The 23,955-nt window shown below is 56.2% G+C and carries 24 protein-coding genes and 1 riboswitch; of the genes, 7 read left to right on the top strand and 17 right to left on the bottom strand.

The features are described from left to right. Positions 1 to 94 precede the first annotated feature (94 nt). On the bottom strand, positions 95 to 1,537 hold the full coding sequence (locus FLT43_RS28755) for a PAS domain S-box protein (RefSeq protein ID WP_087440095.1): 1,443 nt from the start codon (positions 1,535 to 1,537) through the stop codon (positions 95 to 97). Positions 1,538 to 1,814: 277 nt separating this feature from the next. On the opposite strand from FLT43_RS28755, the gene FLT43_RS28750 reads away from it, so the two are divergent. Continuing rightward, positions 1,815 to 2,546: an endonuclease/exonuclease/phosphatase family protein gene (locus FLT43_RS28750; RefSeq protein WP_087440096.1), complete on the top strand. Its 732-nt coding sequence runs from the start codon at positions 1,815 to 1,817 to the stop codon at positions 2,544 to 2,546. A 173-nt stretch (positions 2,547 to 2,719) separates the two neighbouring features. Here FLT43_RS28750 and zwf read toward each other — a convergent pair whose 3' ends face one another. From zwf to FLT43_RS28730, 4 genes are all read right to left on the bottom strand, one after another. After that, the gene (zwf, locus tag FLT43_RS28745) at positions 2,720 to 4,258 is read right to left on the bottom strand and encodes a glucose-6-phosphate dehydrogenase (protein ID WP_087440097.1); all 1,539 of its coding nucleotides are present in this window, start codon (positions 4,256 to 4,258) and stop codon (positions 2,720 to 2,722) included. Between the two features lie 139 nt (positions 4,259 to 4,397). Beyond that, a complete protein-coding gene (locus FLT43_RS28740; RefSeq protein WP_087440098.1) occupies positions 4,398 to 4,637 on the bottom strand; it encodes a glutaredoxin family protein in 240 nt (79 codons plus the stop codon). A 12-nt stretch (positions 4,638 to 4,649) separates the two neighbouring features. Then, entirely contained in the window at positions 4,650 to 5,579 is a 930-nt protein-coding gene (gene trxB, locus FLT43_RS28735) for a thioredoxin-disulfide reductase (protein ID WP_087440099.1), read from the bottom strand. A 172-nt stretch (positions 5,580 to 5,751) separates the two neighbouring features. Beyond that, entirely contained in the window at positions 5,752 to 6,495 is a 744-nt protein-coding gene (locus tag FLT43_RS28730; protein ID WP_087440100.1) for a response regulator transcription factor, read from the bottom strand. 437 nt (positions 6,496 to 6,932) lie between these two features. Here FLT43_RS28730 and FLT43_RS28725 point away from each other — a divergent pair, with 437 nt between their 5' ends. Together FLT43_RS28725 and FLT43_RS28720 are read left to right on the top strand one after the other, a co-directional pair. Further along, entirely contained in the window at positions 6,933 to 7,160 is a 228-nt protein-coding gene (locus tag FLT43_RS28725) for a hypothetical protein (protein ID WP_087440101.1), read from the top strand. A 291-nt stretch (positions 7,161 to 7,451) separates the two neighbouring features. Next, positions 7,452 to 7,889 (top strand): GNAT family N-acetyltransferase, encoded by a 438-nt coding sequence (locus FLT43_RS28720; RefSeq protein ID WP_087440102.1) that lies wholly within the window; start codon positions 7,452 to 7,454, stop codon positions 7,887 to 7,889. Here FLT43_RS28720 and FLT43_RS28715 read toward each other — a convergent pair. After that, positions 7,865 to 8,521: a DJ-1/PfpI family protein gene (locus tag FLT43_RS28715; protein ID WP_087440103.1), complete on the bottom strand. Its 657-nt coding sequence runs from the start codon at positions 8,519 to 8,521 to the stop codon at positions 7,865 to 7,867. The genes FLT43_RS28720 and FLT43_RS28715 overlap by 25 nt on opposite strands. 221 nt (positions 8,522 to 8,742) lie before the next feature. Next, positions 8,743 to 9,354, bottom strand: a complete 612-nt coding sequence (locus tag FLT43_RS28710; protein ID WP_087440104.1) for a TetR/AcrR family transcriptional regulator — start codon at positions 9,352 to 9,354, stop codon at positions 8,743 to 8,745. A 290-nt stretch (positions 9,355 to 9,644) separates the two neighbouring features. Between FLT43_RS28710 and FLT43_RS28705 the strand changes: the two genes are divergently transcribed. Continuing rightward, a complete protein-coding gene (locus tag FLT43_RS28705; RefSeq protein ID WP_087440105.1) occupies positions 9,645 to 10,172 on the top strand; it encodes a hypothetical protein in 528 nt (175 codons plus the stop codon). A gap of 322 nt (positions 10,173 to 10,494) precedes the next feature. Here the strand turns inward: FLT43_RS28705 and FLT43_RS28700 are convergent, their stop codons facing one another. From FLT43_RS28700 to FLT43_RS28680, 5 genes are all read right to left on the bottom strand, one after another. Then, positions 10,495 to 11,091 carry a lipoprotein BA_5634 family protein gene (locus FLT43_RS28700; RefSeq protein ID WP_255321643.1) on the bottom strand — a complete coding sequence of 199 codons (597 nt, stop codon included), beginning with the start codon at positions 11,089 to 11,091 and terminating at the stop codon, positions 10,495 to 10,497. Further along, positions 11,052 to 12,977 carry an ABC transporter permease gene (locus FLT43_RS28695; protein WP_087440107.1) on the bottom strand — a complete coding sequence of 642 codons (1,926 nt, stop codon included), beginning with the start codon at positions 12,975 to 12,977 and terminating at the stop codon, positions 11,052 to 11,054. The genes FLT43_RS28700 and FLT43_RS28695 overlap by 40 nt, the downstream gene beginning before the upstream one ends. Continuing rightward, on the bottom strand, positions 12,952 to 13,722 hold the full coding sequence (locus FLT43_RS28690) for an ABC transporter ATP-binding protein (RefSeq protein ID WP_087440108.1): 771 nt from the start codon (positions 13,720 to 13,722) through the stop codon (positions 12,952 to 12,954). Before FLT43_RS28690 ends, FLT43_RS28695 begins: the two co-directional genes overlap by 26 nt. Before the next feature lie 210 nt (positions 13,723 to 13,932). Further along, on the bottom strand, positions 13,933 to 14,919 hold the full coding sequence (locus tag FLT43_RS28685) for a sensor histidine kinase (RefSeq protein WP_087440109.1): 987 nt from the start codon (positions 14,917 to 14,919) through the stop codon (positions 13,933 to 13,935). Further along, positions 14,916 to 15,620, bottom strand: coding sequence for a response regulator transcription factor (locus FLT43_RS28680; protein ID WP_087440152.1), 705 nt, complete (start codon positions 15,618 to 15,620; stop codon positions 14,916 to 14,918). Before FLT43_RS28680 ends, FLT43_RS28685 begins: the two co-directional genes overlap by 4 nt. Before the next feature lie 254 nt (positions 15,621 to 15,874). Between FLT43_RS28680 and coaA the strand changes: the two genes are divergently transcribed. From coaA to FLT43_RS28665, 3 genes are read left to right on the top strand one after another with little or no spacing between them, the layout of a single operon-like run. After that, positions 15,875 to 16,795, top strand: a complete 921-nt coding sequence (gene coaA, locus FLT43_RS28675) for a type I pantothenate kinase (RefSeq protein ID WP_087440110.1) — start codon at positions 15,875 to 15,877, stop codon at positions 16,793 to 16,795. A gap of 60 nt (positions 16,796 to 16,855) precedes the next feature. Continuing rightward, the gene (locus FLT43_RS28670) at positions 16,856 to 17,113 is read left to right on the top strand and encodes a hypothetical protein (protein WP_087440111.1); all 258 of its coding nucleotides are present in this window, start codon (positions 16,856 to 16,858) and stop codon (positions 17,111 to 17,113) included. Then, positions 17,106 to 17,636 carry a hypothetical protein gene (locus FLT43_RS28665; RefSeq protein WP_087440112.1) on the top strand — a complete coding sequence of 177 codons (531 nt, stop codon included), beginning with the start codon at positions 17,106 to 17,108 and terminating at the stop codon, positions 17,634 to 17,636. Before FLT43_RS28670 ends, FLT43_RS28665 begins: the two co-directional genes overlap by 8 nt. 97 nt (positions 17,637 to 17,733) lie before the next feature. Here the strand turns inward: FLT43_RS28665 and FLT43_RS28660 are convergent, their stop codons facing one another. The 5 genes from FLT43_RS28660 to FLT43_RS28640 all read right to left on the bottom strand — a co-directional run bounded on the left by FLT43_RS28660 (position 17,734) and on the right by FLT43_RS28640 (position 23,947). Further along, entirely contained in the window at positions 17,734 to 18,009 is a 276-nt protein-coding gene (locus FLT43_RS28660) for a helix-turn-helix domain-containing protein (RefSeq protein ID WP_087440113.1), read from the bottom strand. Positions 18,010 to 19,408: 1,399 nt separating this feature from the next. Next, on the bottom strand, positions 19,409 to 20,332 hold the full coding sequence (locus FLT43_RS28655) for a DMT family transporter (protein WP_087440114.1): 924 nt from the start codon (positions 20,330 to 20,332) through the stop codon (positions 19,409 to 19,411). A gap of 112 nt (positions 20,333 to 20,444) precedes the next feature. Continuing rightward, a riboswitch (FMN riboswitch) is annotated at positions 20,445 to 20,591 on the bottom strand. A gap of 191 nt (positions 20,592 to 20,782) precedes the next feature. After that, positions 20,783 to 21,661, bottom strand: a complete 879-nt coding sequence (gene rpoD / locus FLT43_RS28650; protein ID WP_087440115.1) for an RNA polymerase sigma factor RpoD — start codon at positions 21,659 to 21,661, stop codon at positions 20,783 to 20,785. 335 nt (positions 21,662 to 21,996) lie between these two features. Then, positions 21,997 to 22,881 carry a class I SAM-dependent methyltransferase gene (locus FLT43_RS28645; protein WP_087440116.1) on the bottom strand — a complete coding sequence of 295 codons (885 nt, stop codon included), beginning with the start codon at positions 22,879 to 22,881 and terminating at the stop codon, positions 21,997 to 21,999. Positions 22,882 to 22,999: 118 nt separating this feature from the next. Beyond that, complete coding sequence (locus FLT43_RS28640; RefSeq protein ID WP_087440117.1) at positions 23,000 to 23,947, bottom strand: hypothetical protein; 948 nt, start codon at positions 23,945 to 23,947, stop codon at positions 23,000 to 23,002. Positions 23,948 to 23,955: the final 8 nt, after the last annotated feature.

Genomic DNA, 23,955 nt, shown 5'->3' with positions numbered 1-23,955 from the left:
ATCCGTCTGCCTATCGGATCTGCTATCGGATCTGACCTATCCGTCTGCCTATCGGATCTGCTCTGCTCTCTGCTCTGCTCAATCCGCGCCGGCCCTACTCATTGAGAATCGGCAGCGCCACCGTAAAGGTCGTCCCCTGCTGCGGCACGCTGTCCACCGACATGCTCCCCCCGTGATTGTCCATAATGTTGTAGCTGACCATCAGACCGAGACCCGTCCCGGAACCCTTCGTCGTATAGAACGGCTGGCCCAGCATCTCCAGCTTCTCCGGAGGAATTCCGCAGCCCTCGTCTTCAATCGTAATCAGCGCGAATCCGTCTCTCACCGCTACGCCTATATTAATATGTCCGCCGTCCGGCATCGCTTCGATCGCATTTTTAATTAAATTGACGAACACCTGCTTGATCTGATTCGGCTCGCAGTGCAGCCATATCTCCCACGGCGGAAGATCGGCGGCAATCGTGCTGTTCTTCATCGTCGCCTGGGCGCTCATCAGCGCGATGCTCTGCTCCAGCAGCTGCACCAGATTCGCGCGCCGGGTCGTGACCAGATTCGGCTTCGCCAAAATAAGCAGCTCATTGCAGATGATCTCAATGCTTTTCAGCTCCGATTCGATGATGTCGTAGTATTGCTCCTTCTCCGTCTTCAAGGATCGCAGCAATTTGAGAAATCCGTTGATCGAGGTGATCGGGTTGCGTATTTCATGAGCGATTCCCGCGGCCAGCTGCCCGACGATCGATAGCTTCTCCGACTGGATGATGCGCTCCTCTTCCTTCTTCCGCTCCGTCACATCCTGGAACACGCCAATCACCGCCTCTTCGCCGAGAAATGTTGTCGGTATCGAGACGCCCTCCGCAGATTTAATCTCTCCGTCATAGCAGCGGAGCTTATATTTGACCGTGCCCAGCTTCCCTCCCTGACGATATCTTCGCCGTCTGTCCTTGATCTTGTCATGATTGCTCGGATCGACGAACTCATGCGTGGATACGCCCAATACTTCCTCGGGGCCGCGCGCGCCGAGCAATTGTATTCCCGCCCGGTTGACATACTGGCAGATCCCATGCCGGGTAATGATAACGGCGAGCGGAAGCTCCTCCAGCAGGATGCGGAACGACTCCTCCTTCTCCCGCAGCACGCTTTCCGTTTTGCGCTGCGCGATTTCCGTCATTTTCTCGGCCGTAATATCATGGAACTGCGAGAACAAAAATATGGGCTCTCCATTCTCGTTATGCACGACGGAGACGTTGACCAAGCACCATACCGGATGCCCTTGCTTATGTATGTACCGCTTTTCCATACGGTACGCTTCGATCTTCATGTTCAAGAGCCGGTAGACGTACTCCAGGTTCTCCTCGAGATCATCCTGATGGGTAATCGACTGAAAATTCAATGCCAGCAGTTCTCGCTCATCGTAGCCGAGCATGCTGCACAAGGCGCGGTTGACTTGAATGAACCGGCCCTCCAGAGACACGATCGACATCCCGATAGACGCATTGTTGAAGGCGAAATCGAACAAGTCAATTTGCTTCAAATGCATATGAGTATCCCCTTTCAATCGCCGCATCCCCAAATGACTTCGAGCGGAATGATTCTGTCTTTATCCAGGAACGGGAATCTCCAATTTTCTGTTTTGTACGATTGTAATTCGCTGCCGCCCACAAATTTCCTCGTGCCGAAAATAAAATTTTTCCAAAATATTGTACAGGGCCGCAGTTCCGTGAAAAAAACGGCTGGCGCCGCCCCATTGACGGCGGCCATCATCTGTGCGAACGTTAGCAGGAGAGGAGACTACGCTACAATTCAGGGGTGAGTTCATGACACAAGGTACAGCATCGCTAACCGTCATGTCGTACAACATTCAGCATGGGCGCGGAATGGATGACCGGTATGATCCGGCGCGGATTGCGGGCGTTATCCGCAGAGCGGGCGCCGGCGTCGTCGGCTTGCAGGAGGTCGACCGCCATTTCGACAGGCGGAGCAAATACGAGGATACGATTACGGTATTGGCCGCACGCTTGGGGATGCAGTATGCGTATGGCGCCAACCTGGACGGGGATCCCGAGCCGGGGCGGACCGAACGGAGGCAGTATGGCATTGCTGTCCTGAGCAAGTATCCGATTGTACATCATCAGCATTACTTGCTGGACAGCGGCGGCCAGGAACAGCGCGGATTGCTGGAGAGCGAGTTGGTCGTTCAGGATACGAGAGTATGCTTCTATGTCACCCATCTCGGCTTGGAGCAGCAGGAACGGCTTGCACAGATAGCGGAGATTCGCGATATCGCCGCCAGACAGACCGGACCGGCCATCCTGACAGGCGACTTCAACGCCCAACCGGACAGTCCGGAGCTCGCCGCGATGTCCCGCTCGTTCCGGAACGTGTTCGCCGATTTTCCCGCGGCCTATACCTACCCCGCCGGCGGGGCCACGGAGACGATCGACTATATTCTCGTCAACGAAGGCATCGCCACCGGCGCACCGCGCGAGGTCGTCCGTTCAGTGGCATCGGATCATTACCCGATCGCTGCGGCTTTATCGATCCGATAGAACGGCGCAGCGCCGCAAGCCATTGCCTTCGCCTGGAGGCCGATGACTTGCGGCGCTGTGGCGGGAACCGTTCGCTGACATCCGGCGCTGCTTGCTTCGCCGCACTGTCGCGCCGCCCCCTCCTCAATACGCTCTATCCGCGGGAATACCGAAGACCGGATGTTGCCTTCCGCTTATCGCGCCGCTTCATAGACCGCCTCGCGTTCCGTTCGGTACTCGTCCGCGTCCCGGCTCGGATCCGCTTCGGGGCCGGTCAGCGCCCACCAGTGGAAGCCGTCCTCCTCCAGCAGGCGCTGAGCCGCTTCCGGGCCGTCGCTGCCCGCCTCATAGAAGCGCAGCGGCACCCGATTCTCCGCGAAGGCTTCCAGTACCGGCTGTATCCATTGCCAGGACAGCTCTACTTCGTCCCAGCGGGCGAAGAACGCGGCATCGCCCTGAATGGCCCCTTCGATCAGATTCTCATAGGCTTCGGGAACGCCGCTCTGATCCGCCGCGTAGTGAAGACGGACCGGGTCCGATATGAAGCGGTGCTGACCATCCTTCACATTCAACTGGAAGGAGATGCCTTCATGCGGCCCGATGTCGATAATCAGCAGATTCGGCGCGGTCAGTTCGTTCGTGCGGCTGTATTTGTCGAGCGGATCCTTGAATTCAACCACGATGCGGGTCGCCTTCTTCGCCATCCGCTTGCCGGTCCGCAGGTAGAAAGGAACCCCCTGCCAGAAATAATCATCGATCATGATGCGCGCCGCTATATACGTATCATTGCTGGAGCCTTCCTCGATGCCAGGCTCATCCCGGTAGGCCGGCACCGGCTCTCCGCCCATCGCCCCCGCCGCATATTGGCCGCGTACGATGGAGCGTTCGGCTTCTTCCTTCAGCAGCGGCCGCATCGAGGCCAGCAGGGCGCGCTTCTTGTCCGCCATATCCGCCGCCGTGCCGCGGCGGGGAAGCTGCATGGCGAACATCGCCAACACTTGGAGCAGATGATTCTGCACCATGTCGCGAATGGCGCCGGCCTCGTCGTAATAGGCCGCGCGCTCTTCTACGCCGACCGTCTCGCTCGCCGTAATCTGCACATTGGCGATGTATTGGTTTTTCCAGACGGCCTGGAGCATCGGATTCGTATATTCAAGCTTCTGCAGATTCTGCACCATGCGCTTGCCGAGATAATGATCGATGCGGAAGATTTCCTCCTCGCGGAAGACGCTGCCCAGCAGCGCATTCAACGCGCGGGCCGATGCCAGATCGCGGCCGAACGGCTTTTCGATCAGGAGCCGCTTCCAGCCGGATACGCGGCTCAAGCCGCTCTCGTGAATGTGGCGGACGATCGGCTCGAACAGCTCCGGCGCAACCGAGAGATAGAACATCCGGTTCTCGGCAAGGCCAAGCTCTTGCTCGCTCGCCCGCACCTGCTCCAGCAGCCGCGCGAAGTCTTCGGGAGCCGCCACATTCAGGCGGCAGAAACGGAACCGTTCCAGGAACGCGTTCAATTCCGCCTCGTCCGCCGCCGGCCGCCGGGAGAAGTCGCTGATCGATTGCGCTACGCGACGGCGGAATTCCGTGTCATTCCACGCACTGCGGCCCATGCCGAATATGGAGAAGCCGGCGGGCAGCTTGCGGTCAAGATGTAGGTTGAACAGGGCAGGGTAGATTTTGCGCTTCGCCAAATCGCCCGTCGCTCCGAATAGTAGTAAAGTTGCTGCATTCATATGATGGCCTCCAATCCACAAGTCCCAGCAAGTGCTGCATCTCTATCATCTTTATATATAAGGAGAAATCCGCCCATAGAGCGGATTCCGTCGCAATCGTATCTAGGCAAGGCTGCATAGGCCTTCCGCCGATCTCCGATTATGCGCGGGCGGCCAACGCTTGATTCAGTTGAATCGGGTTGAAGCCGAGAATCATCTTCTCCCCGACAAGCGTTACCGGTACCGCGCGCATGCCGGTATTCCACAGCTCTTCGGCGTACTTCTCATCCTTGTCGATGTTCCGCTCTTCGAATTCGACGTTGCGCTCGCCCAGGAACTTTTTGACATGCGAGCAATATTGGCAATAAGTGCTCGTATAGACAATCACTTTCTCCTCCATGCTCTCTCTCCTTTACTCGCTCTCTGCGCTCTCCAAGTAACGCTCGCAATCCAGCGCGGCCATACAGCCCGTGCCTGCGGCGCTAATCGCCTGGCGGTACCGATTGTCCTGCACATCCCCGCAGGCGAATACGCCGGGAATGTTCGTCTCGGTCGTGCCCGGCTTAACCAGCAGATAGCCCTGCTCGTCGGCATCAAGCTGGCCGGCCAGGAACTTCGTGTTCGGCGTATGGCCGATTGCCACGAAGATGCCGTCCGTCGCGATAATCTCCTCCTCGCCGGTCTCATTGTTGCGCACCTTCAGGCTGGTAACGCCATGCTCGCCCGCGATCACTTCCAGCGGGGTCCGGTTCAGGGACCAGCGAATCTTGCTGTTCTGGCGCGCCCGATCCTGCATAATCTTGGAGGCGCGCAGTTCTGTGCGGCGGTTGACCAGCACTACTTCCGAAGCGAAGCGCGTCAGGAAGCTGGCTTCCTCCATTGCGGAGTCGCCGCCGCCGATGACGACAATCTTCTTGTTGCGGAAAAAGAATCCGTCGCATGTCGCGCATGTGCTGACGCCGCGGCCGACGTTATCGCGCTCGCCCGGAATACCGAGATACTTCGCGGAGGCCCCTGTCGATATAATAAGCGACTCGGCCTGAATCTCGCCCATCCCTTCGACGGACAAGGTGAACGGCCGCTTGGACAGATCCGCTGCCGTGACCCAGCCGGTGCGGAATTCCGCGCCGAAGCGCTCGGCCTGCTTGCGCATATTATCCATCAGCTCCGGACCCATAATGCCATCCGGGAAGCCGGGGAAGTTCTCCACTTCCGTCGTCGTCGTCAACTGGCCTCCAGGCTCCGGACCTTCTATAATCAACGGGTTCAGGTTCGCACGGGCCAAATAAATCGCCGCCGTCAATCCGGCAGGTCCCGTTCCGACAATGACCGTCTTGTACATCGAATCATCTCCATCTTCTATCGCATGATATGGAATCCTCATGACGCGTTTCTTGCTTGCAGAACCTATCTTATCATCTGCCCCCGCCGTTCATCATGAAGGCTTGATGAAGACACAATGAATCCTTCATGAAGGAATCATGAAGGGTTCATGAAGATGCTTGCGATAGTTGTTAATCGGCTATCCGGTAGCCGATTCCCCGAACCGTGACAATGTACTTCGGATGCTTCGGCGCGTCACCGAGCTTCTGGCGCAGACTCTTGATATGAACATCGATCGAATTGCTGCCGCCCATATACGATTCGCCCCAGACGAACTCCATTATCTGCTGCCGGGTCATGACGCCGCCGCCATTCAGCAGCAGCCCCTTCAGCACATCGAACTCGGCTCGTGTCAGCTCGATCTTGTTGCCCGCCTGATGCACCGTGATGCGCTTCAGATCGACGGCAACATCCTTGAAGCGCAGCAGGTCGCTGCCCGCCACCGCCGGCTGGGCATCGTTCCGGCTGGCCAGCTCTTCAATTCGCGACAATGCCGCTTCGATAGGACAAGGCCAGATCATCACTTCCCTGCCCTGCTCATCCGGCCCCTTCTCCGAGCCTTCGCCCTGAAGCAGAAGGATAGCCCCATGGCTGCCCGGGATGGTGGCCGACGGGTCAGCCGGAACCGCCTTCGTCCGATCGACGATGACCAGATCACTGTTCATCGTCTGCAGCATCGGATCATGCTCTTGGTGGAAGAGCAGCACATCATAACAGCGTATCGTTAACGCGACGAACAGCGAGCGGATCAAAGCCGGGAAAGGGCTGACGATCACGATCCGCCGGGTCGTCTCGCAGAATTGCCCCAGTTCATCATCCGCAAAGGTCATTGTCTTTCCGTCATCGACGGAACCGTTGTCTTCGCATGACTGCACGCCGCATACACTCCTTTGCCAATAAACTCCTCTTCGGCGGCCGCATGGCCGGCCTTTCTATCCGCAATGCGATGCCGCCATAACCGCGGGATCCGCTTCGGACGAAGCCTTCCATGCGGAAGCCGCGCTCCTCCGGACGGCGATGGCATCCTTAAGCCGCCGGATGACGATCCGCTTGCGGCATCATTCCGCCGATTGTCCGGCGCGAGCCGTCAACCATCCTTGGCGGGCCATAGCGGCTCTCCATTTTAGAGTTAGTATTAATATAAGAAGGCGGGGCGCAAAAGTCAACAATAGTCAGTCTCTGCCGGAACATGTCCGTTTCGCGATTCGCCGCGCACTTCTAATCTATGACATCCATCACAGACAATAAGCGAGAAACTTGATAGAAAGGGTATATATCATGGCCTTACGCAGCTCATTAAGGAGGAAAAGGCATGGCATTCGAAGTAATGGGATCCGCTGCTGTAAGTCAGGATGTCATTATCGATCAGGTGAGGGAAAAATATAACTGCCGGGTGTTAAAATGCGAGGGGCGTCCCGTGCTCGAATACACTTCGGAACTGGAACTCGATCAGATAACGGAGTATGTCCGGCAGATGTTCCATAGAGATCTTCTCGACGTGTTCTTCACGGCGATCCCAAGCCTGCAGCCCGATGAATAGGCAGCCCTTGCTTCCTCGCCGCCTGGCTCAAGATGGCGGGCGGCCGCAAGGCGCGACGGTTCCGTGCAGCCGCCAATAAATCCCTGACATTAATGCGCTTCCAGCCGGCAGTCCGGCGGGGAGCGCATTTTGTCTGCTTGCAGCCGCTCTTCTAACCATGATGTCCGCCTATGCCTGTGTGCCGCCTTGTGTTGCAAATAGGTGTTGCGTGACAGGATGCGAGTGACTACAATGGAGTCATCGTGTGCCAAACATTGGCAGCGGAGATCATGGAGAGAGGAGCCTGAAACTATGATTCGAATTGCCCCCATTACGGCCGATCACCTTGAGGAATTGGCCGCATTATATACCGAGCTGGACGGCAGCGCGACGAACCGGGAACGGCTGCGGGAGACATTCTACCTGCTCCGGGACCGCCCGGATTACTTGCTGCTCGGCGCCGTGCATGAATCGGGACGGCTCGTCGGTTCGGTAATGGGCATTACATGCCAGGATCTGACCGGGAACTGCCGCCCGTTCATGGTACTGGAAAATATGATTGTAACCGAGGAGTTCCATCGTTCCGGCATCGGACAAATGCTCGTCCAAGCGGTGGAGCAAGCGGCGCAGGAGCGTGGCTGCCACAGCGTCATGCTCTTCTCCAGCACCTGGCGCAGCGATGCGCACCGCTTCTATGAGAAGCTGGGCTTCTTGAAGGATGCGGCCTATGGCTTCGTCAAGCCGCTATAACTGGCGGCAGGCTCGGCGAACTCGATATACGCCGCTGTCCGAGCCGCCGCCTTGTCCCCCAGGATTAACCTGACGAGATAGAGCGCCATATTGATGCCTGAGGTGACGCCGCCGGACGTGACGATATGGCCATCGTGAACGATTTTGCTCTTGGATTCCACTTGCAGGGAGGCATTGCTCCGCTGCAGCATGCCGGCAGCCAAATGATGCGTCGTGACCCGCTTCCCGTCCAGCAGACCGGCCTCATTCAGAATGAAACTGCCTGTACAGACGGAACAAATATACTCAATATACCGATGCCGCTTGATCCAGTTCGCCACTTCCCGATTACCGCTTACCGCCTTTACGGCCAGGAACGATCCGCCGGGAATGATAAGGATATCAAGCTCGGGCGCGTCAGTGAAGCTGTAATCGGGCTGCATCCGGACACCGGTGTGCGTCTGTATCGGCTGGCCTGCAGCGGATATGGTGCATACATGGAACGGTCTCGTCGGCATCAGCTTGCTCTGATATAGCATCAGCAACTGCTCCGTCTTATACTTCGACGCTAACGATAAGACCTCAGCCGGTCCGGCAATATCCAAATGATCTGCGCCGTCATACACGAATATGCCGACTTGTCTTCGTTTCATTTATTGCTTCTCCTCCTTCATCTTCATCGCTATCTTCATCGCTATCTTCATCGCTATCTTCATCGCTAGGCAGGTTCGGCTCCCCCTGTTTCTCCCCCGCTCCTTCGAGCGTCTTCTCTCAAGGCAGCCGGTTGAACGGTATCGGACCAGGCACATAGCCCTGCCGGCCCTTCCAACTCAAGACCGAACGGTCTGTTTTTTGTCAAAAGAGAAGACGCCTCTTACAGCGTCCGTTCACCGGAAACCAATAATTCCGTCGTTATATACTGGGCCATCTGTCTGACGGTCACCCGCATATATTCACTGTTGTCATACAGCTTGCTGATCATCACTCCACCCTCGAACGCCGCAGTCAGAAATATAATGACCGACTCCGAATCTGACTCAGCCCGGAACTCTCCCGTATCGATGCCCGACCGAATGATGGAACGCAATAGCCCGCGCCACCGGTCCATGGCCGTCCGCGCCTTCTCCTTGAGGGCCGGATGCGTGTCATCCGTATCGATGGCGGTATTCAGAAGCGGGCATCCCCCTTCGAGCGGCGGATTTTCGACAATCTCATTGTATACGGAGAACAAGGCTATCAACTGCTCGCAGGCCGATGTCTTCCCTGCAATCGCCTGCAGGTAGCGCTCTCTCATCAGCTCGACCGCATAATCGAATGCTTGCAGCGCCAATTCATCCTTGTTGGCAAAATGATTATAGATGCCGCCCTTCCGCAGCCCTGTCTCCCGCATAATGTCCGTAATCGATGAACCATGAAAGCCTTGCCGGTTAAATAGCTTGGCGGCTTGGCTCACAATATGCTCCTTCGTCTGTTCTCCCTTGCGCATGCCATCTCCTCCCTGACAAATAAAAAAAGACCGATTGGTCTGAATTATAGCTCGCGGCGAACCGATTGGCAAGCGGAATCCGTTCTTGCTGCACGGAATCGCCTACGGGCCACCGCCATATCCGGCGATATGCCTCGGGCCGTCCCATTCATGGCGCTGTCCGCTAAGTCCGCTGAATAGTTGAACCTTCCCCCGCTAAGTCCTGCCATTCTCGTCAGACGATGCTGTCCGCAGCCATTTGCAGCTTATTCCAGCAATGAACGATCTATGCGGAAAAGAAGGTGTATGCCATGCAAAAGCAGGTCATATTGACGCTTCTCTGCATTGCGCTGTCTGCTTGCGGCAGCCGCTTCGGCCCGGCCCGGCAGCAGACCGCGTTCCTTCCAGGGCGAAGGACCAATCCCGCCGCTGCGGATGTGACCGCCGCTGCGGAGCCGATGGCGGCGGAACCGGCTATCGCGGCGTTGACAGATACGCTCGGCCGCCCGGATGCGCTGCAGGCTTCGTCCAGGCTGCCGCGCGACATCGCGATCGCCGCAGACGATGATCGTCCCCGGACGGGCAAGCAGCTCGATGGAGAGGGCATCCAGGCCGGGAGCGAGGCCACGGTCAGCCTTAAGCCGCTGCCCGGCCCAAGGACGAGGCGGACACCAATCCGATGGCGGTGTCCTTCCGCATGCCCGATCGGCCCGATGCCGCCTATCTCCTCAGCATCAAGATGGTGTGGCCTGAGGGCGAAGTTATTTCAGCTTATCCGGTTTTTCTGGCTCATTCTCAGCCCGGCTTGCCCCACAAAGCCTGCAAAACCGCAGTTTTAATGTGATCGAGCCTACACCGTAATGGAATTCCTGCGCAAACGCATCAATTTCGGCGATATCACTCAAAAAGAAGTCAAAACCATCAAAAAAGATGTATTTTCGCATTAATTTCTCCAAATATATACTATGGTGGCAAAAATTAATGCAGAAATGCAGTTTTCCCATCCAGCGCAGCCTCTGCTCCGGCCTGCCGCTTCATCCGCCTCGCTCCTCCTTTACCTCCCCCTCATGCCTGACTGTATATAGTAGAGGCTCTCGTTCCCTGACATTTGTACTTTCTGAAGCCATGACAAGAGACCGCCCCTTGCCGGGCGGCCTTCCTTCACTCTTGATTCTGCGTGATGATCGTCACGCCTTCCAGGTGGTCTGCGCTGGCCTTCATATCCTTCGTCAGCTTCAGCCACTCGGTATTGGCCAGCACCCGATCCGGAGGCGGCTCCATCCAGCCGTCCTTCGTCTCTCCATATGCCTGCTTCAGACGGAGCAGCGCCAACTGCGTCTCCGGGATGGCCACCTGGGCATAGGCCGCGTAATCGAAGACCAATATCAGTTCGGCATAGGCGGCATTGCGCACATGTCCGATCCAACTGTTGCTCCCGTAAGCCGGACTGATCTCCTGTCCGCCGACGCTCAGCCGCTTCACATCCTTCATCGGCGGGCGCCCGAGCAGAAGCGCCTGACCCGCTTCCGCGCCCGGCAGCGACGTGATCGAATCGGAGCTCCAGACATCATCCTTGTTATCCGCCTTGCGGAGAATGCCGGTCTTCACGACGCTGTCAGCGGTCATCCGGCTCAGGATCAAGATCTGCTTCTCTTCCTCGTCTTTCCGAGTTGCGAATCCGCGCCCTGCAAAGCTCTTAAGCCTCGCCCCTAGCCGCCTTACTTGATTTGCCCGTACAAATGATTCAAATACCGCCAGCGGATAACAAAGAAATAAAGCGTCTGCATCGAAAGGAAGCTAATAAAGATAATGACAGCCGACGATGCCACGGGGAAGCTGACGATCTGCTGCAGCGCAGTGAAAGCGACGCTGCTGTGAATGACGGCGACGAGAATCGGCAGGAAAAACATGAGCTGCAGTTGGCGCGTCACCATCTTTTTCAGCTCTTTGCGGCTCAAGCCAACCTTCGCAATCATTTGATACTGCCGCTCATCCCGATCCAGGTCGGCATACAGCCTGAAGTAGAGCAAGCTTGCCGCGAAGGTGAAAAATACGATTCCGACCAGCACGCTGACGATCAGCAGCAGCCCGTTCCCCTGCTTCATCTGAAGCCAGTCAAAGATATGGGCGTGCAGCATGAAATTCCGGTTCGGCTGCTCCTCCGCATCCTTCTCAATCTGATCCAGCAGCTGCTGCGAGACGGTTTTCGATTTCTCCCAATGGTCGACGACGAATAGGAAATAAGTTACGGGAGCCTCGTTCACGCCGGGGATGCGATCGAAGCTCGCGTCGCTTACCACCAGGAGCATGCTGTATTCCGGATAGACGATGTGTGTTCCCAGCTTCGCAATACGGAAATCAGCGCTCCAGTCCCCTTCCACAATGTCTACCGGCCCGTAGTCTTCCGCAGACGCGTTCTTGTATTGGTTCTGCAGGTTGACGCTCGTCGGGACGAGCATCGCCTCATCGTCACCCAACGTCTCCGCTTCATAGCCGAGGGCGGCAGCCAGGCCGTTATATTCGCTGAGCTTCATAATGAGCAGGCCGTTATCGGAATACCATGGGGAAACGCTGCCCATCCGGAACGTGAAATTCGCTTCGGACAGCCGTCTCTCGATGGCGGTGAGATGCTCCTGCTCGCGATCGTTGCCTTGACTAGAAATATAGGTGAAGGCATACGGATTCTTCATCTCCTGTAAGCCGGGATCGCCGATCGACATCGAGGTGCCGATGCCGGTGAAAGCGACGGCAGAGATTACGGCAACCATGAAGAACATGACCGCATTATCCTTCATCCGGTATGCGAGCTCCGACAGCGTCAGCAGATTCGTCTTATGAAAATAAAGCCGTTCGCGCTTCTTCAAGGCGCGGATCGCATACACGCTTAACTGCGTGAACAGCCAGTAGGTGCCGGCCACGACAAGCGCGACCCCGCCGAACAGCAGCACGAACGAGAAAATTCGCTTCACCGCGAACACCATGACGCAGAAGTAGCCAAGTCCGATAAGAACGGCCGCCAGCAAAGAGAGCCACAGCGAAGCCTTCGGCTCGGGCTTCGGCTTATCCTCCGACTTCAACAGCTCCACCAGCTGCTCCGTCTTGCGGATGCGGGACGTGAACAGCGCGATGACCAGGAACAGCAACAGGAAGGCGCCCGCAGTCGTCCAGATCGCCTGCAGCGGAATATAGAAGCGCAGCCCTTCGTAGATGACAAGCATCTTCGCGCAAATCAACAGCGTCAGCTTCGCGAAGATCAACCCGACCGCGATGCCGGTCACGATGGCCGCGGTGCCGATGATCATGTTCTCGATAAAGATTAGCTGCCTCAGCTGCCGGCGCGAGATGCCGAGCACGAGAAGAAGCCCGAATTCTTTTTTGCGGTTTTTCAGAAAGGCGCTCACCGAATAGAACAAATAAATAAACGAGAACACAAAAATCATAATCTGCGAGACTCTCATCCCCATCGTGCCAAGCATGCTCATCGTCTCGCTTGTCGAGCGGAGCTGGCCCTGCAGATCCGGATGGAACAGCAGCAGGGCATAGGTGAAGAAGATCATGACCGAGAACGCGCTGCTCAGAAAATGGGCAATGTACGTCCGTTTGTTGCGGACGATGTTGTTATACGCGAATTGGCGAAAATTCATGGCCGTTCCCTCCCAGCAGCGACAGCACATTAATAATCTTCTGGTAGAAGGCGGATCGGCTGTCGCCGCAGTACACCTCGTTGTGGAGCCGGCCGTCCTTGATGAACACGACGCGGTCGCAATAACTCGCCGCCACCGGATCATGGGTAACCAGCATCATCGTCGCCTGCTCCTCCTTGTTGAGCTGGCTCAACAGCTCCATCACGTCGCGCGCCGCCTTGGAGTCCAGGTTCCCGGTCGGTTCATCGGCCAGCACCAGCTTCGGCCCATGAATGAGCGCGCGGGCGATGGCGGCGCGCTGCGCCTGGCCGCCCGAAATCTCGTAGGTGCGCTTATCCATGATGTCGGCGATGCCCAGCTTGCCGGCAATCCGGTCGGCCCGCTCCCGCATCGTGGCAATGTCTGTGCCGTCCAGTGTGAGCGGCAGCATCATATTTTCCTTGACGGTCAAGGTCTGAAGCAGGTTGAAGGACTGGAACACGAAGCCCAGCTCCCGCCGCCGGAACACGGCCAGTTCATCCATCGACAAGTTGTGCGGATCCTTCCCGTCAATCCATACCTCCCCCGAGGTCGGAGCATCGATGGTGGACACGAGATTGAGGAGCGTCGTCTTGCCGCTCCCGGACGGGCCCATAATGCCGACGAACTCACCCTTTTGAATCGTCAGATCAATATTGGACAATGCTTCAAAAGAGACCATTCCCTTGTATATTTTGCTCAAGTTCTTGACTCGTAATATTTCCATCTTGATTGCACATCCTCCTTGATTCGATAACTTGCATCCATTGGAACGCCCAGTATCTTGAGCGTATGAGCTTATGATTCTAGTGTAATCCTCTTTTCCCTTTCGTCCTATTGCCGAATCTTTCAAAAAGTCTACACCTTTGTAAGGTTCGATCCAAATAATGGTTGTCACAACAAAAAACCGACAAGAGATCGCTCCCTCATCGGTCGTTCAAATACGGGCGAACGGGAAAATAATCCGGACCGTCGTGCCCTGGCCCTCCTCGGATTCCAGTTCGATCTCATGATTCAGCTTGTCGATAATCTCCTTCGCCAAATACAGTCCCATTCCGGTCGATTCTTTATATTTCCGTCCGTTCTCCCCGGTAAAAAAGGGCTGAAACACCCGCTTCCTATCCTGCTTCGGAATGCCGGCCCCGCGATCCTTCACTTCCAGGACGACGGCCCGCCCCTCCGTAAAGGCTATGGCAGTTACTTTCGAGCGGCTGCCGGCCGAATATTTAATCGCGTTCGTCACAATCTGCTGCAGGACGAAGCGCAGCCACTTCACATCCGTCTCGACCGTCAGCTCCGGAGCAATCTGAATATCCGGATAGACGTAGCTGCGGATGAAATAGCGCTTGTTCTCATGCACAACATCATGAACGATGTCGCGCAATGTTTTTTTCTCGACATGGAAGTCATGCTCGAACGTATCGAGCCGCGCCATATAAAGCACCATTTCAAGCCCGCGCTTCATCTGATCGGCCTCCTCCGAGATGCTGGCAAGCTTCGGATCCTCCGCGTCCTGCGTAATCAGCTCGATCACCGAGAGCGGGGTCTTCATCTGATGCACCCATTGGTTCATGAAGGCAAGATGCTCCTGCTGCTTCCGCTCCCACACCTTCAACTGCTGCTGATAATAGCGGTATTGATGGTCGATCGTATCATCCACCGCCCGGGACAGCGGTGCCGCGTCCGCGAGCTGAATCGTGGAGGTCAGTGAAGCCGGCGGATCGGTCAGCCGCTTGTACATAAGCCGGTGAGTCGCATAGCGGTACCCGAGATATAGGGCGAAGACGCAGAGTCCGAGGAACATCGCATACATCGCCGTCAACGGGCGATCATAACCGTCATACCAGAAGACAAGCAGGACAAGCAGCAGCTGGACGAAGGTGAATCCGGCCAACGGAAGATGCTCACGCCAGAACAGCTTCATAGGGCTTGCTCATCCTCCCAGGTCACGTTCAGCCGGTAGCCGACGCCGCGCACAGTCTCCAGGGCGTCATCGATGCCGAGCTCCGCCAGCTTCTTGCGGACCCGCGTAATATTAACGCTAAGCGTATTGTCATCGACGAACGAGTCATCCCACAGCTTGTCCAGAATCAGTTCCCGGGTGACGGCACGGGGACAGCGCTCCAGCAGCGTCTCGAATAGAATCGCTTCCTTCTTCGTCAGCATAATCGTCTTCTCGCCCAGACGCACCTCCAGCCGCTCGGGATAGAGGGCCAGCCCGTACCGTTCCAGCGTGCGCTCATTCGCCTTGACTGCATAATCGCCGTATACCCGCCGCAGCGTGCTGCGAATCTTCGCCAGCACAATCTCCGAGTGGAACGGCTTCGTAATATAATCATCCGCCCCGTTCTCTAACGCCATCACTTGATCCATCTCTCCGCTTCGGGCCGAGATGAACAGGATCGGACAGGTCGAGACGGTGCGGATCTGGCGGCACCAATAATAACCGTCGAAGCTGGGCAGATTGACATCCAGCAGGACGACATGCGGCTGAATGTCCCGGAATGTATCGAGCACCCGATCGAACTCGTCGACGATAATGCCTTTATCACCGTATTTTTCAATATGAGATTGCAATAATTGCGCGATTTTCGGATCGTCTTCCACGATCATGATTCTATACAAGTTCAATGCTCCTTCCTTCCGTGCCGCGGCCCGTGCCGGGCATTCGCTTGCGATTCGCTCCGAACCAAGAATGAACCGAATGTAGCACATACGAAGCAAGAAATCAATCGGTTTCGCCCCTCCGTCAGACTCTTCCCGGCAGCCGGAGAGGCGAACTTACTTGACAAGATCGCCCATTTTGGAAGATGATATGTGAGTCTATTATCTTATCTAAATTCCAGTTGAAGTTATTAATCGGAGCGAGAGGTAGAACGATGTATAACCCTAGTCCCTATATCACTATGAAGCGGTCAGAATGGGCTCGCTTGAACGGCCAATCCCATCTGTCGGTTACCCCCGAGCAGTTCAATCAATTGAAGGGATTGAATGAGCGTATCGCCCTGGACGAATTGGAGGATGTCTATCTTCCGCTGGCGAAGCTCCTTCATATCTATGTGACCGCTGCGCAGCATTTGAAGGCGTCGTCATCTTCCTTCCTGGGCACCGCCACCGATAACGTACCTTATATTATCGGGATTGCCGGCAGCGTCGCAGCGGGGAAGAGCACGACCGCGAGGCTTCTCCAAGCGCTGCTGTCCCAGTATAAAGAACACCCCCGCGTAGACATCGTGACGACGGACGGCTTCCTGTACCCGAACCGGACGCTTGAGGAACGGGGCATCATGAATAAGAAAGGATTTCCCGAGAGCTACGATACGAAGCAGCTCCTTCGCTTCCTGATGGATATCAAGTCTGGGAAGACCGAAGTGCATGCGCCGGTCTATTCGCATCTGTCCTATGACATTGTGCCCGAGGAGCGCATTGCCGTATGCCAGCCGGATATTCTGATTGTCGAAGGAATCAACGTGCTGCAGGTCAGCAAGGAAGCGAGCGTGTTCGTCAGCGACTTCTTCGATTTCTCCATCTATGTCGACGCGCGGGAGCATGACCTGGAGACATGGTATATCGAGCGCTTTCTTCTGCTGCGGGACACCGCCTTTCGGAATCCGGATTCCTACTTCCACCGCTATGCCAGCTTGACCGAGGAAGAGGCGGTTCGGCGGGCGAAGAACATCTGGCGGGATATCAATCAGGTCAATCTGGTCGAAAATATTCTGCCTACCCGCTTCCGTGCCAAGCTCATCTTAAGCAAGGCCGCCGATCATCGAATCCGCGACATTCTGCTGCGCAAATAACATAGCCTCCCGGACATCCGTCCGGACAGACGAAGAGCAGCCCGGTGAAGGGCTGCTTTTGTGGTTCAGAGCCCTTCCGCCTCGGGGCTCCAGCAAGCGGCAGTTCGGGGGCATGCCGCCCTTATCGGCGCACTCGAAGCCAGGGACGCCGCGGCAGCCGGGACGATGATGAAGCAGAATCTGCTGCGCCCGATGAAGGAGCTGTACGATCTCGACTACGAACGGACAGCCTCCCGCTTTTTTTTGCAGCAGGCGCAAATTTGTATTATGATCGTACACATCATTCGCATGTTGCGGAGGAGGCTTGGCCATGTTTGATCCTACGATTTTCGACAATCTGAAGGTCGTGCTGGAAGGCAAAATCTATGATCTGGATCAGGAAGGAGAATGGCTCGTCATCGGGCGGGAGGATCTGATCGATCTTGCCGGGTTCGGACGGACATTCCGCATGCGGGTGCAGCGGCCTGGAGAGGCCTGCATAGCCGCATTGACGCTTGCGAGCGGATTGGCCGATTTCGCTGCCGAGCTGCGGGGTCTGCGGCTTGTCGGGGAGGAGCCCGGCGCCCGGCTGGAGGTGTCCTTCGAGCTGGCGGGCGATCATACGGCGCGGGCGGACGAGATCGATGAACGGTTGGCCGCAATCTGGGGCGATGCGGTCATCATGCGGCAGGAACGAACGGTTCCCGTCCAGCCTCGGACCGGGACAGCTTCTGCCGCCGCGGACGAAGGGACGCACCGCATCGTGCTGACGTTCAATCATCCTATCGACGAGCGTCATCTAGGCGAGCTGGACGGCCTCGTCATGCAGGCGCTCGATTCGCTTCGGTTCCTCAGCGAATAGCTTGCAGGGGCCCAGGAGCATCCCTCGCCTGCTGCCGGTCATGCATCGGGCGGAGCTGCATTCATGCGGCTCCGCCCTTCTCGCGTGCAGGTAAATGCTATTTGTTCGTCCATTTATACAGGGGATAATAATAGCCGACTTCCCGTCCCATCAGCTCGCATAATTTGACTACGCGTTCCGGGTTCGGCACACTTCCCTCGAATACCCACTTCTCGGCCGTACGCTGAGTAACGCCGCAATACTGCGCAATATCGGCCGTCCGCAGCTTCAGCCGGATCATATCCTCGTATAGGCGCTTGTCCGTCAAGCTGCTTTTGAGCTTGCGCTGAATCGGGTACTCCCGGAACCCCTTCGGTTCGGGCTTACGCCGCATCGCTTTGCAGCGCTGACATAAGTACTGGGAAGATGCATCCCCGCACTGTGCGCATAGGCCCTGCCGTCTTCTTTCTTGCCTTAACTGTCTCATAGATGTTTTTGCACAAAAAGCCATGATGCCCATTGCTCCTTACAACGAGATAATTCAGCAGATTATGCCAACTAATGGCTGTCCTGTACTGATATTAAATGGAATCGGCATATTGGACAACCGACAAATGATGACAATTAACGACATACTGCCAAATGCAAACCAAGCGGCCGCTTCAGGGCAACCGCCCGGCTGTACACCCGCTCGATGCATGCGATATTTGCTTTTGGCGGGCTTCATCTTCCGTTCAAGGAGCGCAGCGTTCAGCGAAGCGGCCGGCCTGGCGCGATCCGATTATTGCGCAGTGCACCCGCCATCCACCAACAGACTGGTTCCGGTGATGAAGGAGAAAAGTCGTCGCTGGCCAGGAGCACACCAGATGCATTTCCAACACCATGAGCACACCAGGAGCATAGCATGAGCACGCCAGGAGCAGAGCACGGCTTAGCTTTATCCAGGACTTGGAGGAGGCGCAGCAGCCCCTCCAGCAATAAAAGGAGCTGTCCCCATAGGCATCGAGTCATAACGCAGGGCAAGACGGAACAACAGAGAATCGGGAGGCGGGATGAGCGTGGGACGATGGTTGAGCAGCGAATCCGAATCCTGCAATTGTCAGGCTGTTGAGAAAGTCCAAAGGATTTTTGGGCACTACTTCATCAGGAGTTGTCTCTCAGTAGAAAAATTTTATCTGATCGAAGTGCCTGAAAACTGCACAATGAAATGTCTATCCGATAGGCGAAGTCCTCAAAACTGCACGGTTTCTCAAGACACGTTGATTCAGTAGGCAAAATCCTGCACAAATACAGCAATTCGATAGGGACAACTTCACCTGAAAGGGAATCCTGTAAAACTGCAGCAATTTCACCCGTTTCTCTTCGACTTAGCTCAAAAGGGCCTAAAATGATGTAGCTGTGCAGCAATTCCTCGAAATGTGGACTCATTGAGCCGAAATTCCTGTAAAATAGCAGCAATTCCCTCCACACGTTAAAACCCCAGGAGATTATGATGTCTCCGGAAGGCGATGACGCTCTGAATGCCAAGTTTCGGTTTGGTACTCACCCCTCCGAAAAAAACAGGGGTTTTCCAACAGCCTGATTTGCGCAGATTTTTGCTTTGAATCCGTGGAAATGGCTTACATTCATGCCGTTTTGCAACAATTTCGGTAACGGAATCAACGTCACAAGGGAAAACTGTATTTGCGCAGCCTTTTCGGCAAGTTGAGCTGTCAGAAGCAAGCCGGGGCTGTCTCACTGCAGTAAAAACTGCGTTATGAGACAGCCCCTATTCGCGGCAATCTATGTTGATGTTATTCCTGCTGACGGGCCACGCAGAACAGCGCAATCCAGATCAAAGCGAATCCAACCACTTGCGCCACGGTCACGACCTCCTGAAAGACAAGCCAGTTCACCACCATTCCGACCAATGGGAAGGACAGTTCCGCGAGCGTCGCATAAGAAGCCTTCGTGACGGCCAGGCCGCGGTAATACAGCAGCAAGCTCAGCAGACCCGGCAGCAACACTTGCAGCAAAATGTAGAAGGTCAGCTTCCCCGCCTCGCCCGAGGGGATGTCCCAGCTCGGATGTTCGCTCCAGGTAATGACGAACAATAACGGCAGGCCAAGCGCGAACCGGAGCGCCGTAACGGTCTCATACTTCATATCGTTCAGCAGCAACCGCCCCATGACGGTCGAACCGCCCCACAGGAAGGCGGCGCCGAGCGCGAGCAGGCTGCCTACGCCGATGACCTCGCCCACATGCCCGATCGGCAAAGTCCAGCCGAACGTGAGCAGATAGGTGCCGGCTATCGCCAACAGCAGCAGCAGCCCGAAGCCTCGCGGCAGTCTCTCCCGCAGAAGAATTCGCGCCAGCAGGATGGCGAACAGCGGCTGCAGCTTCTGCAGCAGAAGCACCGCGTTCGGATTGCCCATCACGAATGCGTCCGTGAACATAATGGTAGCGATGACGGATCCGCCCCAGGAGATGAAGAGCAGCGCCACAAGATGCCTCCAGGTGATGCTCCTCAGCTCATGACGGTTCACCCACAATACCGGCGCCGCGAACAGCAGCAAAATAAGATGTTCAATTAATACGATCTGTGTGGATGTCAAATAATCCAGCACAAAGGTGCGGAAGACCGGTCCGATCCCCCACAGAGCGGCACCCAGCACGACGTACCAGATCCCTCTAGATGCGCGGGCAGCACCATGTCCCGGCTGCAATGCTTCGTCCATATTCAATAACCTCCACGGTCGTTGAACAGGATCTAGGCCTAAGAAGACTTACTTCGCCAATGATCATATGTGGTTAAGATGACATGCAACATACACCACGTGAATCGGGATAAGCGATCTTCTTCCATCCGGACTATACCGTCGGCTTTGGCTTTGCACCAAATCAGTCGCCGCTTAAGACAGCGGCGAGTCGCGGGCTCGGGCTGGACAACAGCACCTTACCGCCGGTCAGGAATTGCACCTGGCCCTGAAGATCCTCATTCAAATCAGTCGTAGGCTTGACCCTTGCGGCAGTCATGCCCCGTTCTTCATTATAACTGGAATCATCCGCACTTCAACTGAAAATTTCGTGTCACATCTCAGACGCAAAAGGGGCACGCGCAGCGAACGCGTGCCCCTCGGCAGCATATTATATCTTATAAGTGCATCATAGCGGCAACCAGCCCCCGCTTATTCGAGAAAATCCTTCAACCGTTTGCTGCGGCTCGGATGTCTTAATTTGCGGAGTGCCTTCGCCTCGATCTGCCGGATGCGCTCGCGGGTCACCCCGAATTCGTGGCCTACCTCTTCAAGCGTCCGGGTGCGGCCGTCATCCAGTCCGAAGCGGAGACGCAGCACGTTCTGCTCCCGCTCGGTCAGCGTGTCGAGCACATCCTCCAGTTGGACCTTCAGCAGCTCGTAAGCCGCGGCATCTGCGGGAGCCAGCGCCTCCTGATCCTCGATGAAATCTCCCAGGCTGGAGTCGTTCTCGTCGCCGACAGGAGTTTCTATCGAGACCGGCTCCTGGCCGATCTTCATAATCTCCCGCACCTTTTCCGGCGTTATCTCCATCTTGACCGCGATCTCTTCCGGCGTCGGCTCCCGGCCGAGTTCCTGCAGCAGCTCCTTCGAGATCCGGTTGAGCTTGTTAATCGTCTCAACCATATGAACCGGAACCCGGATCGTGCGAGCCTGATCAGCAATCGACCGTGTAATCGCCTGACGAATCCACCACGTCGCATACGTGCTGAACTTGTAGCCCTTCGTGTAGTCGAACTTGTCGACGGCCCGCATCAGGCCCATATTTCCCTCTTGAATCAGATCGAGCAGCATCATGCCGCGCCCGATATACCGTCTTGCAATACTGACGACCAGACGGAGATTCGCCTCCGCGAGTCTTTGCTTCGCTTCAGCATCTCCCTGGACGACCCGCTTGGCCAATTCGATCTCTTCCTCTGCGGACAGCAGCGGTACGCGCCCTATCTCTTTTAAGTACATGCGCACAGGGTCATCGAGTTTGATCCCGGGTGGCAGCATCAGGTCGTAGTCCTGTTGATCGTTCGTAAGCATCCAATCCCCCCTGTAACCCGCTAGCTGGAATGTATATATTATTCTTGACACAATATGCCGAATGTGCTAAGATCGAAATTAAATGTGCACATAAACAATTGGCAACGGATAGTTTATCATACTTTCGTGATAGTTTCAATACATAATTGATGAAGTGATGGTTTTTCAATTTCTGGCATTCTCTATTTTCCTTCATTTTCGTGTGGATTGCAAATGCTGCTTCTCGTCATGGGCGGGAAGTTTTTTTGATCCCTGCTGCACATAGATACGCAAATCAGCCCCCATCTATTCCACGGAACGGAGAACAGATGGGGGCTTGTCGGTGTAGAATGAAGCTATAAGACCGCAGCACGGACGAAATAAGCGTGTTCGTATGCATAATAGCCGTCCGACCGGTTCATGAAGTACCGCTCCTGTATCGCCTCCGGAGACAGCTGCTCCTGCACATGCAAGCCGGATTCACGCAGTTGCCCGGCGATGGCAGCCGGATCCAGCCCGGTAAGCATTGGCTCCCCGGCATACCGGAGCAACTCCTGCATCCATCTCACCCGATAGGCGGCCCGATCCGGGAGGAACGCCTCCGTATCCCAATAGTCGAATACGATCTCGCTGCCTTCCGGACAGAGCCCGGCAATCATACGCAGCGTGGCGAAGGCATCGTCCTCCGGCAAATAATGGATCACGCCCAGCCAACTGACGAAGCTCGGCGCTCCTGAATCGAACCCCGCAGAGCGAAGGGCCTGATCAAGCCGCTGCCGGGTCAGATCGACCGCCACGAACCGCGCATTCTGCGGGATGCGCCATCCCAAGCCGGCCAGACGTTCTTGCTTGAAGGCCTGCGTCGCGGGATGGTCGACCTCGAATACGTCCAATCGATCGGCAAGGTCCGCCCGCCTCCACAGAAACGTATCCATTCCTGCACCCAGAATGACATATTGCTTGACTCCCCGGGTCATCGCGTGTTCCAGCATTTGCTCCGCGTATTTGGCCCGGCTAAGGAACAGCGAGGTCGGGAAGTAATCCCGGACCATGCAGGCTACGGCGGCAGCCCGGTCCGGCATGGCCGCGGCCTGGTCAGGCACCGCTGCCTCCAATGCTTTCTCCATCGTCGCTTCGAACTCGGCAAGCTCTTCCTCACTCAGCAGCTTGCGAGCCCATTCATCCCGAAAAATTGCGGGATGATCATACGCGGCGTGATGACCGCGCAGGAAGGCGGACATCAGGGCGGAACGTTTGATTTGGCTTGCTTCCTTGGATAACCAGCCTCCCTATCGCGAACCCAGTATCGGTAATTAATCACAAATATACCACACCGCGCACCAGCCGCACACGGTTACATTAACGCAATCCCGTATCGTGGAACCGGTTCTCGATCGTCTCCTTCATCAAGGCGCGAATCGCCTGAATTCCGTTCTCCTCGGCCAGCTTGGCTTCAGCGAATAACGCCAGCTGCTCGCCGAGAGCGCCCCGCCCCGCGCCGATAACCTCATCCCATATCCGGGACACTTCCGAATAGTACGCGGCGATCGTATCCATATCCGGCAGCAGGGTCTGCAGCTCGTTCATATACTGCGCAATATCCCGTTTGTATCCGGCATAGGCACGCAAGACGCTCCAGGCCTCCGCCGGAGAATAGTCCCCGCTCTGCAGCGCGGCCATGATAGCGTCATAGGCGCGGCGGCCGCAGGCATATTCCGGTTCCGGGAGCATCGGATCATGCGTCTCCCACTTAAATACCGCCTGAATCAGCGATTCTTTATAGACGTCAATCGGATCGGCGGCGACTTGGCTTTCAAAAACCTGCACATACCAGTAGGGCGATTCGTTCCGTCCGAACTCGTCATAGGACATCACGCTCTCCTCCCGGCCGCTTCCATCCGCGTAATAAAGCAGCCGGCGCGCATCGTCATAGCCGGTCGCGATCACGAAGCGATCCTTCCAGAACACGCCTCCCCTCCCTTTATCAATCGAAGAGATCAGCAGCGACACGGCGTACTTCTGGTACAGCGGAAACGTAGCCTCGAAGGAAAAGCCGGCATGCTGGCTGGTCGTGATACCGATGAAATCCCCGGCGACAAAATGCTCTGCCATCCAATTGTACGCCGTCGCCGATTCCCCGGTCAGCTTTCGATTGACCGTGAAGCGGAAGCAGGACGCCGTCATCCCGGCAAGCGTCGACGGAGAATAGTCAATCCATCCGGCTTGAGCCAATATCGCATGCATCGCCTCTATGTAGGAACCCGCGTGGCCAGACGGCCGCAAGCGGTTCTGCCTTATCGAAGCCATCCTTCCTC

This window comes from Paenibacillus thiaminolyticus (assembly GCF_007066085.1).
Taxonomy (GTDB): Bacteria; Bacillota; Bacilli; order Paenibacillales; family Paenibacillaceae; genus Paenibacillus_B; species Paenibacillus_B thiaminolyticus.
Note: the sequence above shows the minus strand (reverse complement) of the source record. Positions and strands in the feature narration are given on the sequence as shown.